Here is a 14,317-nt window from a genome sequence, read left to right as displayed (position 1 = left end):
AATAGCCTAAAATTGATTTTTAGGCTATTTTTATGCAATTAATCGCCATTTAGCACTTTCCCATCCCTCTATACCAATAGAAAAATAGTCATTTTAACCTAAAGTCTCATTAATATATAATAAACCATTTTTGTGTTAATAAAAAAGAGACCCATATATGTCTGAAGAGCAAGAAAACCAAGCAGGTGAATACGGCGCTGATAGTATCTCGGTAATGAAGGGCCTAGAAGCCGTTCGTAAACGCCCAAGCATGTACATCGGCGACACCAATGAACGCGGACTTCACCACTTAGTATACGAAGTTGTTGACAACAGTATTGACGAAGCCTTAGCTGGACACTGTAACAACATCACTGTCAAACTTCACATCGACAACAGCGTCACGGTCGTCGATGATGGCCGCGGCATCCCTGTCAACATTCATGAAGAAGAAGGTATCCCCGCTGTCGAGCTCGTACTTACTAAGCTTCACGCTGGTGGTAAGTTTGACAAAGATTCATACAAAGTATCAGGCGGCCTTCACGGTGTTGGTGTTTCTTGTGTAAATGCTCTTTCAGAATGGATGGAAGTTAAAGTTCATCGCGATGAGACTCTTCACTTCATTCGCTTTGAACGCGGCCTTACTGAAACTTCGCTCAAAACTATTGGTCACACCAATATCACGGGCACCGAAGTCATCTTCAAACCCGACTTTGAGATCTTCACTGAGACCCTAATTTACAAATGGGACATCCTTGCTAAACGCCTTCGCGAACTCGCCTTCCTCAACCCCGGCATCACGATCAACTTCATTGATGAGCGTGCCGAAGACGGTGAACGTCGCGAGACTTTCTACTTCCCAGGTGGCATTGGCGAATTTGTAAAACACCTCAATGACGGCAAAACTGTCGTTACTGACACAGTTACTTTCTCAACTGAAAAAGATGGCGTCACTGCCGACGTCTCCTTTCAATATCACGATGGCTTCCAAGAAAATATTTATTCTTACTGTAATAACATCCATACGATTGAAGGCGGGACTCACTTAGCTGGTTTCCAAACAGCCTTGACTGCCTCAATCAATTCCTACATGAAGAATGATTCCAAGTTCAAGAATGAGAAAAATGTCTCTGGCACTGACGTACGCGAAGGCTTAACTGCGATTATCTCGGTTAAAGTTCCTGAACCACAATTCGAGGGTCAGACTAAAACTAAACTCGGTAATAACGAAGTCCGTTCAATCGTACGCGCTATCGTAAGCACTAGTTTTAACGAGTTCTTAGAAGAGAACCCTAAAGCCGCAAAAGTCGTCGTTGAAAAAGCTCTCTTAGCTAACCGCGCTTCAGCCGCTGCTCTACGTGCTCGCCAATTGATTCGCAAAGACAACGTACTCGAAGGTTTTGCCGATGCAGGTAAACTCTCGGGTTGCTCAAGTAAAAACCCTGATGAGTGCGAAATCTTCATTGTGGAAGGTGACTCAGCCGGTGGTTCAGCTAAGCAAGGACGTAACTCCGAAGTCCAAGCCATCCTCCCCCTTCGTGGTAAACTCATCAACGTTGAAAAGGCACGTATCGACAAAGTTTTTGCCAACACGGAAATCGGTTCACTTATTAGCGCCATTGGCTGTGGTGTAGGCAATGAATTTGACGTCGAAAAAATCCGCTACAAAAAAATCGTTATCATGACGGATGCGGACGTCGATGGATCTCACATCATGACCCTGCTACTCACCTTCTTCTTCCGCCAAATGAAACCACTCATTGAAGCTGGTTACATTTACGTCGCTCAACCACCACTCTATAAAGTGGTTCGCCGTAAACGTGAAGAATACATCAAAAATGATGCGATGCTCAATAATTTCCTTCTTGAGCTCGGTGTCGATGGTATCACACTCGAAAACAAACTTGCGGGAAATACTCTTTCACCTCGTGAAACAAACGAAATTCTAGCACTTATCAAGCGTACACTTGCTGTTGGCAAAGGCCTCGAAAACCATGGTGTAACACTGGAAACTTACTTACAACATGTCCTCGAAGATGGATCCCTCCCCATTGCTCGCGTGGGCGTTCGTGAAGACGATGGCACATACTCCATCTACTTCCCAACGAGCCAAGAAGAGTTAGCTCAAATTATTGATGATGCTACTGAACGACTTAAACCAGTCATTACCTTTGTTGACACAGATGCTGAGTCCGAAACTATCGAAGGCGAAGAAGTTCTCGAAGGGGAACTTGTCGAAGAGGAAGCTGAAGAAGTCGGCATTCACCCCTCAATTGAAGTCAATGAACTTCACGAAAAAACTCTTATTGAAGAAATTCGTGAGAAACTTGAGACAGTCTCTCTCACGCTGCAGCATTTCCTTGAACCAGAAGATGCTCTCGCTGAGCCAATCTTCAACCTCACTGACGGCAACAACGATACGCCAATCTTCACTTTAATTCAGCTTTTTGAAGCCATTAAGGACGAAGGTTCGCAAGGACTCAAGCTCCAACGCTATAAAGGTCTTGGTGAGATGAACGCTGACCAACTATGGGAAACCACAATGGACCCCACTCGTCGCGACCTTCTACAAGTCACTATGGAAGATGCCGTAGAGGCCGAACGCATGTTCTCTCTTCTCATGGGTGATGTTGTTGAACCTCGTCGCCACTTCATCGAGAAGTACTCAACAACTCTTAAAGAATTGGATGTATAAGGATAAATAACCATGAGCGATAATCAACAAGATTTTTCTACAGTCACGCCTCAGGGTATTGAAAAGCTCCTCTCGGACGCTTACCTCCAGTACTCTATGTCAGTAAACGTTGGCCGTGCCATCCCAGATGTTCGTGATGGACTCAAGCCTGGTATGCGCCGCGTACTCTTTGCAATGGATAAACTCAACCTCCGCAAGGGCAGCTCCTATATGAAGTGTGCTCGTGTAGTTGGTGATGTTATTGGTAAATACCACCCACACGGTGACGGCTCCGTCTATGATACAATGGTTCGTATGGCGCAGGATTTCTCCATGCGTGGCATGCTTATCGACGGCCAAGGTAACTTCGGCTCGATTGACGGTGACAGCGCGGCTGCCTATCGTTATACGGAATGTCGTATGGAACGTTTAGCTGAGGAACTCCTCACTGACCTCGACAAAAATACAGTTGACATGCAGCCGACTTTCGACGGCAGCCAGAATGAACCCACTGTACTACCTGCACGCTACCCTAACTTATTAGTTAATGGTACAACGGGTATTGGTGTTGGTATGGCAACGAGCATTCCTCCGCACAACTTAGGCGAAGTTATCAATGCTACTGTAGCCCTGCTCGATCAGCCTTCGATCACTATCGAAGAAATGATGCAGCACCTCCCGGGTCCTGACTTCCCAACTGCGGGCATCTCAATCGGTTTCGATGGCATTCGTCGTCTCTATGAAACGGGTCGCGGTGGCGTTCACCTCCGTGGTCGCGCCGAGATCATCGAGAAAAATGGCCGTGAACAGATTGTCATTACCGAGATTCCCTACGCAGTAAACAAAGAAAATATGGTTAAGAAGATTGCCGAATTAGTGAATAACAAAGTTATCACTGGCATTTCTTCACTTAATGATGAATCATCTTCACGTGTAGGTATTCGTGTTGTCGTTGGCATTAAAACCAACGCTATGGCCACTGTAGTTATCAATCAACTCTACAAACACACTCAGCTTGCCGTCTCTATCGGTTGCCAGTTCCTTGTAGTAGATAACAAACAACCTAAGACACTCAACCTCAAGCAGCTTCTTCAAGCTTACCTCGATCACCGTCTCGAAGTCATCACGCGTCGAATCAAGTTCGAACTCGAAAAAGCTGAACGTCGTGCACACATCTTGGAAGGTTTACTCAAAGCCGTTGATCATATTGATGAAGTCATCAAAATCATTCGCGCCTCTACTAACCGTGAAGATGCTCACAATCAACTTAAAGAACGTTTTGAACTCTCTAACGAGCAGGCTAAAGCTATTCTCGATATGCGTCTCAGCCAACTCACTGGCCTCGCTATTGACGAGTTAACTGCCGAATACGAAGAACTCATGAAACGCATTGCTCATTACCGTGAACTCTTGGCCAACCGCCAAATGCGTCTTGATGTCGTCAAAGAAGAACTCATTGAAGTTCGTGACAAATTTGCTGATGAACGTCGTACGGAAATGCGCCCTGGCGAACGTGACATTAACTATGAAGACCTCATTGCTCGCGCTTCTGCGACAATCACCATCTCCAACGAAGGCTACATCAAACGTGTACCTACCGAGATCTACCGCACACAAAATCGCGGCGGCAAAGGTGTAAAAGGCATGGAAACTAAGGATGACGACTTCGTGAAGCAACTCACAACTGCTTGCACACACGATTACATCATGTTCTTTACTAACTTTGGTCGCATGCACTGGCTCAAAGTTTACGACATTCCTGAAGCAACTCGTGTCTCTAAAGGTAAAGCGATGGTTAATCTCCTCGAATTTGAGAAAGGTGAATACGTCCGCGCCATGATCTCCGTTGATAAAGTCGACGATGAAGATCGCTTCATCATGATGTCGACTCGTAATGGTGTTGTGAAGAAAACAGCTCTCGCTGCTTTCAAAAACATGCGTAAGAAGCCAATTAAAGCGATTGTTCTTGACGAAGACGATGACCTCATCGAAGCCAAACTTACTGATGGCAACAAGAAGATCATCCTCTCAACTCGCGAAGGTATTGCTTGTCACTTTAAAGAATCAGATTGCCGTACACAAGGTCGCGTAACGCGCGGTTGCCGTGGTATTCGCCTCTCTGAGTCCGACCAAGTGGTTGCGATGTCAATCGTTGAAGAAAGCGAAGATATCCTCGTTGTCACTGCCAAAGGCATGGGTAAACGTTCTTGTGTCGATGACTACCGTCTCACCAAACGTGGCGCCAAAGGTGTTCGTAACATCAAACTAAAAGAAGGTGATTACGTTGTCGAAGTGATGATGATTGAAGATACTGATGAAATCATCATGACCACAATGGAAGGCCTCATGGTTCGTATCTCCGCTGAGCCAATCCGTTCACTCGGACGTGCTTCACAGGGTGTGACCATCATGAAGTTTAAGAAAGCTTCAGACCTGATCATCTCCGCATCTCGCGTCGTTGAAGTCGAAGCCGACAAAGACGAAGAAAATGAAGAAGGCGAAGATTCAGAAAATGCGGAATCCGCAAATACTGAAGAAGGCTCCGAAGCCCCTGCGGAATCCGCAGAACAGGCTGAAGAAAGTTCTGACGAACCTGAAGATTCAGAAGAATAATTCTTCAAACACCGCGCCCCACCTGGGGCGCAAACACTAAAAAAGGCGCTCACATCGAGCGCCTTTTTTATGTCTACCTACTTAAGCTAAGCAAAAGCAATCTAAGATAAAACTTACTTCTCCCAGTACTCCATTTTGGAGACTTTCACGGCACAAGCTTTGTAGGAAGGCTGACGAGAATAGGGGTCAAAAGATGGAAAGGTGAGGTAGTTACATTCGGGGTAATGCATTGAGATAAAAACTTGTCCTTCTTGAACGTGATAAGCTGGAACTGCACGCGCCTTAAGTTTCCCGCGACGAGATTTCACCCAAACCCATTCAGAGGGTTCTATTTTAAGCTTACGCGCATCTTTCGAATTAATCTCAACGTAAATATCTTTGGGGTAAAGCTTCGTGAGAACACTCGATTTTTTTGTTCGCGTTTGCGTATGCCATTGCGAAGATGTTCCGCGACCAGTCAAAAGCCATACGGGATATTCTTGGCAGGGAACCTCGAGAGGTTTTTGTGGATCTTCAAATAAAAACTTGGCTTTGCCATCGGGGTGATGAAATTTCCCATCGGCAAAAAGACGTCGCTCATTATCTTTGAGTTCAACTCCTTCTGGTAGTGGCCACTGAACACCACCTAATGAATCAATCATTTGATAATCCTCAATACCAGTAAAATCACATGGCTGATTGCGAGTACATTCACGCAACATTTTAAAAACTGTTTCGGGGTCAGTCCACTTTTTGAACATGTCGCTGCAGCCCCAATAATTGGCCACCAGCTTAAATATATTAAAGTCCGTCAGCGCTTGCCCTGGGGCACGAACAACTTTTTTCACTAAGCCGAAACGACGCTCGGAGTTGATAAAAGTCCCATTCTTTTCTGACCAAGAAGCCGCAGGTAAAATCATATCGGCTAATTCCGCCGTCTCAGTCGTGTGATACATGTCTTGAACCACAAGAAAATCGAGGTTTTTCACCACGTCACGGAAGCCCTGCTGATTAATCCAACTATGCGCTGAATTGGTGGCAATGATCCAAAGTGCTTTAATCTTGCCTTCAGCAATGCCATTGATGATTTGATCGTAGGCCCAACCCAATTTTTCGGGTATGGATTCTACGGGAACATCGATAATATCCGCAACCTTTTTACGATGCTCAGGATTAGCAAAATCATGGCCACCTAAAAGATTTGTGGTATTACTAAAAAGACGTGAGCCCATGGCATTGCATTGACCTGTGATTGAGTTAGCTCCCGTTCCAGGACGACCAATATTTCCCGTCATCAAAGCAATATTAATGAGTGATTGCGCAACTCGCACACCTTCGTGACTCTGATTTACACCCATTGTCCACCAGAAGGAAACTCGCTTGCCCGCAGCAATGGTATCGACGAGCTTCTGAAGTTCATCCGCTTTGATACCACTAGCTTCTTCTACTTTTTTCGGCGTATACTCTTTCACGTGTTCAATAAAGCCCTCAAAGCCATTGGTGTATTTATCAATATAATCTTGCTGAATGTGACCTTGTTGAATCAAGAGATTAGCCACCCCATAAAAGAATGCCAAATCAGATTTCGGTGCTATCGGGTAATGCTGTGTTCCTGCTACGGCTGTTTCCGTTTTACGAGGATCAATAACGACAATCTCAGGGTTGTTTTGATTCATAGCGACACGCTCCCACATAATGGGATGCGCGATACATAAGTTGGAACCAACTAAGACAATTACATCCGATTCTTCGAAATCTTTGTAGGTATAGGGTGGTGCATCAAAGCCAAAAGACTGCTTGTAGGAAACGACGGCTGTCGCCATGCATTGACGCGTATTACCATCCCCGTGAATCATATTCATGCCGAATTTAGTCAAAGCACCAAGAAAGGCCATTTCTTCTGAAGGAATCTGTCCCGTACTAATGAAAGCTACTGATTCATCGCCGTATTTACTCTGTACATTTTTAAACTCAGAAACCATGCGCTTCATCGCGCTATCCCAATCCACATCGACGAGTTTTCCTTTGACTCGGATCATTGGTGATTTAGCACGATCATCTGATTTAAGTGGTGCTAAAGCTTCCCAACCCTTTGGACAAGCCATACCAAGGTTGACTGGATAATTAGTATCTGGAGTTAAATTGATCGCTTCACCATCTTTTAAGTGCACGTTCAAACCACAACCCGTCGAGCAAAAGCCACACGTGACTGTCGTTGTCGCATCGGGTTTCATTTTTTCTGGAACCTGACCTAAGCCATATTTAGCTGGTTCACGTAGAAGTTCTTTAGTTAAAGGTCCTTCCCATTGGCGAATGACATTGCTAATTTTTTCTTTAAGCGTCGTACTCATTACACATCTCCCGGCATTTTCTTACTCACTATCGCTGCAAAAAACAAAAAGCGTTCACTCAGTTCACCGACAAGCGTCAAGACAAATATTCCTCCCGCAACTAAAAGCATATTCTGTAAGTGACCTAGGCCAACTAAATTTTCTTGACTCATACTATAGAGAAACATGGGCAGTAATACTCCACCAACAAATCCTGTCAAATAACGCAAACGTGTTGCCGTCAATAAATGATTGGTCATTAACATCGCTGAACGTTTTTCCATGGAGTAAGTTTTTGATTTGAGGTGACGGAAAATAGCGCCTTCCCAAGCCATTTTTGCGAAGCTCGCAATCACAATCAAAATCGCCAAGTTTGCACTATAAACTTTTCTACTTCAGTCGCATATTCCGGCTTCAAGAAGTAAACGCCTCCCAAGGAAGCTAAAGCAATTGTACTCAATCCCAGGACAATCGTCGTTCCAAAAAACTTTAAGCCCGTAATCGATCCACGCCATAATTCTTTTTTACAGTCATCATAAACCATGACTGAACAAATAACCCCCGCGATGCCACTTAAAGCAACCGCCACACTCAATTGCAAACGCAAACTCTCACTCTTCAAGAATGCTGGGATTGGAATATTGATAAGGCTTTCGATCTGAGGAATCCAAAACAAGGCTGCATAGAGTGTTGCGAGTCCCGCAAAAACACTGAAGCCTAAAATCTCACGACTCAACCATGAGGTTTGTAAGCCTAGGAAAGCACGAAAAGCAAACTGAGGACGACCTAAGTGAAGGATACTTACTTTCAAAGCTAGAACCCCCAAAACTAAGGCTACAATAGAGTGAAAGCCCTGCATCTCATTGATCAAAGCGTTTTCATTTAATAGGTTAAAAAGTGTGTCAACACAGAATGCTCCCACCGATAGCTGTGTCAGCACGAGCATACCCACCAATGGCGGATGCGAATGCTGGGGCTTAATGGAGTAATAATCACTCCCGAGCATATTTTTCGAGAGCGGCTTATCGCTTTCAAAACTCGTGGTCGGTTGCGTAAATTCGGAGTTGGGCGCACCAGGTACAACTACACTATCCATTGATTCAGCCAAAATCTCTTCTTTATTCACCACTTGAATACTAATAGCCTTGGTTGGGCAGGCCTGAACACAGGCCGGAGCCTCTCCAACTTCTAAACGATCGGTGCACATATCACATTTACGCACAATACCCATCCGCTTATTGAATTGCGGCACTTCATAAGGGCACTTTAAAATACAATACTGACAACCAATACATTGGTCATCCAAATGCTTCACAATACCTGTAACTTCATCTTTATCATAAGCATTAACCGGGCAACCCTCTGAACATGCAGGCTCCAAACAATGGTGACAAGCGCTGGTTACGTGCTGCTGCTTGGCTTCTTCTGTACTACCACCGCGGAGCAAGCCCACTGATCGCCAAGTTTCATCTTCATCCAAACCATTAAGGTTGTGACATGCCGTCACACAAGCTTTACAGCCCGTGCAGGCATCTAAATTGACCTTAAAGGCATATTGCTCACCTTTTCCTGGCTTACTTAAAGGAATTAAACTCTCATAATATTCCTGCTGCAAAGGAATCTCTTGATTCTCATGCTTCTGTGCAAACTCAGAAACAATCGTCAACTCTTGTTGCTCCTGCAACATCGACTTGAGCAATTCTTCTTTATCCACTAAAACTTTTTCTTGTACCGCCATAATTCTTCCAAAATTTATACAAGTTATAAAAACAGCAGGAAAAATAACATAAATAAGATCATTATCTACACTTCCGTAAGAAATACACTAAATTTTACATATTTGTAACATGCGACAACGCTCCATATTGAAGGGAAGAAATGCCTTAGAACTTATAAAGCACCAAACCAAGCCATCATTTCTACTGAGTTTTAGCTTAAAACACACTCACTTTAAGTGTTATTTTTCTCAATACCCATATACTAGAAAAACATAAAAAAAGGATTTGATATGAAGAAGTTTCTCTCTCTAGCACTTTGTCTAATAAGTACTCTCCAATTATTCGCAGGCGGCGATGGCTGGGAAACGAACTTCGAAAAAGCCAAGCAAAAAGCAACTCAAGAAAACAAATCACTACTCGTTGACTTCACTGGATCTGATTGGTGCGGCTGGTGTATAAGACTCAAAAAAGAAGTTTTTGATCACAAAGAATTTAGCGATTTTGCCAACAAACACTTTGTTTTAGTCGAACTCGACTACCCTCAAAATAAAGTTCAAAGCGATGAAATCAAAGCTCAAAACGACAAGCTCAAAAATACTTACCAAATCCAAGGCTATCCTACTATTCTACTCATGGATGCGAAAGGGCGTCCTTTTGCCAAGACAGGTTACCAAGCAGGTGGTCCTCCCGCTTACAACAAGCACCTTCAAGCTTTACTCACACAGGGAGATAAAATCAACAGTGCTCTTGCAGCAGCACAAAAAGAATCCGGAGTCAACAAAGCCAAAAAGCTTGCGGCTGCTTTAAACATAATCCCGCAAGAACTCAGCCCACACTATAAGGCGGAAATGGAAATGATCTTTGCCGCTGACCCAGAAGACACCACGGGCTTCAAAAAAGCTTGCGAACTCAAATCTTCGCTCAAAAAATTACAAGCGGAAATTGTTCAAATAGCTCGCAAAGGCGACCTCGCGAAAGCCGAAAGAACCGCTGATGACTTCATCATCAAACACCAACTAGCTGGCGAAAACAAGCAGAAGGCCTTACTCACAAAATTAAATTGCTATGATCCTAGGAAGCCAGGCATCCTAGAAAAAGCGGCGCAACTCATGGAACAGATCATTGCTATTGATCCAGCAAGCCCCACTGGCGCATTTGCAAAAAATATTCAAGGTCAAATTGCTCAAATGAAGGCTCAACAAAAAACTCAGCCAAGTAAGTAAAATCCTGTTATAGAGCTGGAGCTTACTTCAGCTCTATATCACGACATAAATCAGTATCAAAAGCGCCACAAAAAACGAAATTAACAGGGCATAATATTTAGCCATAAAAGCTTTATCTTGCCCGAGATCATAAATATACTGCACTTCTTTCTTGGCGTTTCCTTGCACTCCCTTCTCTAAGATAAGATCAAACATTGCCACGCATTCAGCCCAGGAAGCGGGGCGTTTTTTATAATTGCGATGAATCAATTTCGCAATGGCTCGCTTCCCCTCATCTGAACAAGGAAGTGCTGATAACTTAACATCTTCAGACAGAATCTTATCAAAGACAGTATTGCGGTCAGCTGCCATATAAGGTTTACTCCCTGAAAGCATTTCGACTAAACTAATCCCAAGTGAGTATATATCCGTGCGAAAATCGCAAAGAGCTGGCTTCTGTATCATTTCAGGACTCATATAATATGGAGTCCCCGCCCCATAACCCTGCGTCTGGGCTTGCTCCTGAGTCATACCCACTCCCAAATCCATGAGTTTAACCACGCCTTCACGGCTTAGCATGATATTATCGGGCTTAATGTCCCGATGAATGATCTTTGCTTCTTCCCATAAATACTGCATGGCTGATGCCACATCTCGGCAGATCCGAAAAGCCTCTAATTGCTTAAACGCTCCATATTTTTTTAAAGTTGAGCCTGTATTACGACCTAAAACCAACTCTTGCACAAAAAAGTATTGCAGCCCATCGAAACCCGCTTCGTGAACTTTTACGATATTTTTATGCCGTAACTTAAGTAGAATTTGAGCTTCATCTTGTAAGTACTGCGTTTCTTCTTCACTCATACAGTCCTGATGAACGACCTTCATGGCTCCACGCTTGCCTGAGCTATTGCTAACTTCATACACTTCGCCCATAGAACCCTGCCCTAATAAGCGTACGACTTCCCAGTCCTTCATCAGGTATCCACGATCTAAAGAGGGCTTAGGAACCGTGACTCGCCTGTGGCAATAAGGACAAGCAATCTTGCTTTTTGCCAAGTCCGCTTCAGCATTTAAATGACTGTAGCAAAAGTTACAGCGGAAATAAATACTTTGATCTGTTGTGTTTTGCGACAATTATGACTCACCTTGATAAGAAAAAATATTATTTATGATAAACTCCAATGTACGTGGACTAACAAAAATATAAATAGCTATTAAGTTCTACGAATTGAATTAAACTTGGAGCTAGATCTATGTTGAAAGTGAAATTACTTCTCTTTTTTACATTCTTCTGTTTTTTTGCCTCAGCTGAGGATAAAATGTCGGAAACTGAATTACTTGTTCGCCGCTTTATCCACGCTTTAATTGATAAAAACGAAGCTAACATCCGCGCCCTCTGCTTGGATCACCACAATTTAAAAGCTCTCTGGACAGGAGACAAAAAGAATCAAGACCAAAGAGATCAAGCCAAACGCGAACTCAGCAAACTTGATATTGATTGGCTCGAAGAAGGTGATTCCTTTCGCTGGAGTGGCAAAGTTTTCTCCGTTAATGAAAATATGATCACCAAGCGCCATCAAATTGCTCGTGTCAAAATGATTGAGTACGGATTCCCCATTCACCTCAGTAAAGTCGGTGGAGTCTGGTATATCCAGCCTCTCTTTATCATTAACGTTTTCCAACGCGAAATCGCCGCAGACCTTAAAAAGGATCGACGCAATTACACAGTTGTTATCGATGGCAAAGAAATCCCTCTTAATGAAGACGAAGAAGGCATTTACAAAACTGCGGATGGCAAAGAACTCAAAATCAGCATGCGCAAAAACCTCTTCCAAAACTACGAAGACAAAGAAGTTATTCTTTCTTATTCACGTGATTTAAGCCTAAGTAAAAACCGTGAAAAAAACTGCTCGATTTACCGCTTCAAAAGCGAGCTCAGTCCGAGCCTCATGGTTCAAGTCTACAAAGCGGGGAGCAATATAAACGAGACTCGTCAGTACGTGGTTAATTCATTCATCGAAAACTATCGCGCCATGGAATACACTCTCGAAGCCACCCCCACTAGACCTGCGAAAGCTATGCGCAATAAGGAAATCATTGAAGGTTTAGATCTCTACACTAAACGCAATGACGTGGTTCACTTGGATCGCTTCTTTTTTTGGGAAGAAAAAGGTCGAGTTCTAGGAGTTATATTACAGCTCGAAATTTCCGACAGTGTCGCAGGCGCTGATTATTTTAGTCATATTATGAAAGAAATTGAACTCAAACCAAGTTCGAAACAGGAGAACTAGAAAAGATGTACCTCTATCTTATGCGCCATGGGCGCGCTTTAGCTCTAGAAGAATCTAACGTTCAGTACGATGCCGAAAGACCTCTTTCTGGCCCTGGCGAACGCGATATTTTAGTTGTCAGTGATTTTATGAGAAAAATGGAATACAAGCCTCACGGCGTCTTCACTGGACCCTTTAATCGTTCAAGAATGAGTGGTGAAATCATTTCTCGTGAACTTGGTGATATCCCTGTACATATGGATACTAGCCTCCTCCCCGGAGCTGGCCTCAGCGACGTTCTCAATTGCCTCTCGACTTTTGATCCAAAAAACCAGCAAGCTGCGATGGTCATTTTACACGAACCCGATATCTCCTATATTTTAGGCCAACTCTTTCAAGGTGAAGACAGTCAATATCCCTACCCCATCTACTCTGGCGACTTCTTTGCTCTTCGTATCGATATCAATAAACATAAAGCCATGGGCAGAACTCTTTCCGCTTTTTCTCCAATGATAACTCGCTGTGGTGACCATGTCTGACTCTATCAAAACTGCCATCAATGAAATTTGCGCTGATCGCAATTTAAGTGCTGAACTCACACGTAAAATCATGCAAGAGATTTTTTGCGGTGAAGCAAACGACATCCTTAAAGCGGGTTGGTTAACTGCCATGCACACCAAGGGTGAAACTGCCGAGGAACTCGCAGCTTGCATTCAAGTCATGCGCGAAGGCGCCGTAAAAGTCAAGTCTTCTGACCCCAATGCCATTGATATTGTTGGTACGGGTGGCGATGGACACCACACCTATAATATCTCAACCAGTTCCGCTTTTGTGGCTGCAGGCTCAGGTGTAAGCGTGGCCAAGCATGGCAATCGTGCCTTTTCTAGCAAATCGGGAAGTGCAGACGTTCTCAGTCATTTGGGAATCAACACTCAAATAACTCCTGAAAAAATGGCCGAATGTTTAGAACAAATTGGCATGACTTTCCTCTTTGCCCCCCTACTTCACCCCGCCGTCAAGCACACGATTGAAGTAAGAAAGACTCTCGGTGTTAGAACCCTCTTTAATCTACTCGGTCCCATGTGCAATCCCGCTGGTGTCCGACGTGGTTTAATCGGCGTTTACTCCGAGCAATACTGCAAAGTCTTAGCGGAGAGCGCAAAAGTTCTTGGTGTTGATCATATGCTTTTCGTTCATGGCTGTGATGGCATGGACGAGATCTCTATCTGCGCGCCAACAAAGATTTACGAAGTCAAAGCTTCGAAAATTAAAGAATACCAAATCTGCCCCGAAGATTTTGGACTCAAAACAGCTGATCTAAAAGATATTCAAGGTGGCGAGCCCCAATATAATGCCGATGCCTTGCGCACCCTTTTAAAAGGCGAAAAATCAGCTTACCGAGATGCTGTCCTCCTCAACGCTGGTGCAGGGATATACTCTTCAGGTAAAGCCAAGGATCTTGCCCAAGGCATTGAGCTCGCAGCCCACTCTATTGATAGTGGTGCCGCACTCGAAATACTCGATAAACTCAGCGCAGCGACTCAACAGTAAA

At 44.0% G+C, this 14,317-nt stretch carries 10 protein-coding genes; 6 read left to right on the top strand and 4 right to left on the bottom strand.

Annotation, left to right across the window (positions count from 1 at the left end; all coding sequences use genetic code 11):
* Positions 1-157: 157 nt before the first annotated feature.
* Both gyrB and gyrA read left to right on the top strand, forming a co-directional pair.
* Complete coding sequence (gene gyrB / locus LNTAR_RS03505; RefSeq protein ID WP_007277258.1) at positions 158-2,674, top strand: DNA topoisomerase (ATP-hydrolyzing) subunit B; 2,517 nt, start codon at positions 158-160, stop codon at positions 2,672-2,674.
* A gap of 12 nt (positions 2,675-2,686) precedes the next feature.
* Positions 2,687-5,266, top strand: coding sequence for a DNA gyrase subunit A (gene gyrA / locus LNTAR_RS03500; RefSeq protein WP_007277257.1), 2,580 nt, complete (start codon positions 2,687-2,689; stop codon positions 5,264-5,266).
* A gap of 113 nt (positions 5,267-5,379) precedes the next feature.
* Here gyrA and LNTAR_RS03495 read toward each other — a convergent pair whose 3' ends face one another.
* Genes LNTAR_RS03495 through LNTAR_RS03485 form a run of 3 tightly spaced genes read right to left on the bottom strand, consistent with a single transcriptional unit; the run spans position 5,380 to position 9,313 of the window.
* A complete protein-coding gene (locus LNTAR_RS03495; RefSeq protein WP_007277256.1) occupies positions 5,380-7,596 on the bottom strand; it encodes a molybdopterin oxidoreductase family protein in 2,217 nt (738 codons plus the stop codon).
* A complete protein-coding gene (locus tag LNTAR_RS03490; RefSeq protein ID WP_162026348.1) occupies positions 7,596-7,946 on the bottom strand; it encodes a hypothetical protein in 351 nt (116 codons plus the stop codon). Before LNTAR_RS03490 ends, LNTAR_RS03495 begins: the two co-directional genes overlap by 1 nt.
* Entirely contained in the window at positions 7,934-9,313 is a 1,380-nt protein-coding gene (locus tag LNTAR_RS03485; RefSeq protein WP_007277254.1) for a DmsC/YnfH family molybdoenzyme membrane anchor subunit, read from the bottom strand. The genes LNTAR_RS03490 and LNTAR_RS03485 overlap by 13 nt, the downstream gene beginning before the upstream one ends.
* Before the next feature lie 270 nt (positions 9,314-9,583).
* On the opposite strand from LNTAR_RS03485, the gene LNTAR_RS25080 reads away from it, so the two are divergent.
* Positions 9,584-10,516 carry a thioredoxin family protein gene (locus tag LNTAR_RS25080; RefSeq protein ID WP_007277253.1) on the top strand — a complete coding sequence of 311 codons (933 nt, stop codon included), beginning with the start codon at positions 9,584-9,586 and terminating at the stop codon, positions 10,514-10,516.
* A 33-nt stretch (positions 10,517-10,549) separates the two neighbouring features.
* On the opposite strand, the gene LNTAR_RS03475 is transcribed toward LNTAR_RS25080, so the two are convergent.
* Positions 10,550-11,629 (bottom strand): serine/threonine-protein kinase, encoded by a 1,080-nt coding sequence (locus LNTAR_RS03475; RefSeq protein ID WP_007277252.1) that lies wholly within the window; start codon positions 11,627-11,629, stop codon positions 10,550-10,552.
* A gap of 185 nt (positions 11,630-11,814) precedes the next feature.
* On the opposite strand from LNTAR_RS03475, the gene LNTAR_RS03470 reads away from it, so the two are divergent.
* Genes LNTAR_RS03470 through trpD form a run of 3 tightly spaced genes read left to right on the top strand, consistent with a single transcriptional unit; the run spans position 11,815 to position 14,316 of the window.
* A complete protein-coding gene (locus tag LNTAR_RS03470) occupies positions 11,815-12,786 on the top strand; it encodes a hypothetical protein (protein WP_157473185.1) in 972 nt (323 codons plus the stop codon).
* A 5-nt stretch (positions 12,787-12,791) separates the two neighbouring features.
* Positions 12,792-13,304: a SixA phosphatase family protein gene (locus tag LNTAR_RS03465; RefSeq protein WP_007277250.1), complete on the top strand. Its 513-nt coding sequence runs from the start codon at positions 12,792-12,794 to the stop codon at positions 13,302-13,304.
* Positions 13,297-14,316 carry an anthranilate phosphoribosyltransferase gene (gene trpD, locus LNTAR_RS03460; RefSeq protein ID WP_007277249.1) on the top strand — a complete coding sequence of 340 codons (1,020 nt, stop codon included), beginning with the start codon at positions 13,297-13,299 and terminating at the stop codon, positions 14,314-14,316. The genes LNTAR_RS03465 and trpD overlap by 8 nt, the downstream gene beginning before the upstream one ends.
* Position 14,317: the final 1 nt, after the last annotated feature.

This window comes from Lentisphaera araneosa HTCC2155 (assembly GCF_000170755.1).
In the GTDB taxonomy this organism is placed as follows: domain Bacteria; phylum Verrucomicrobiota; class Lentisphaeria; order Lentisphaerales; family Lentisphaeraceae; genus Lentisphaera; species Lentisphaera araneosa.
Note: the sequence above shows the minus strand (reverse complement) of the source record. Positions and strands in the feature narration are given on the sequence as shown.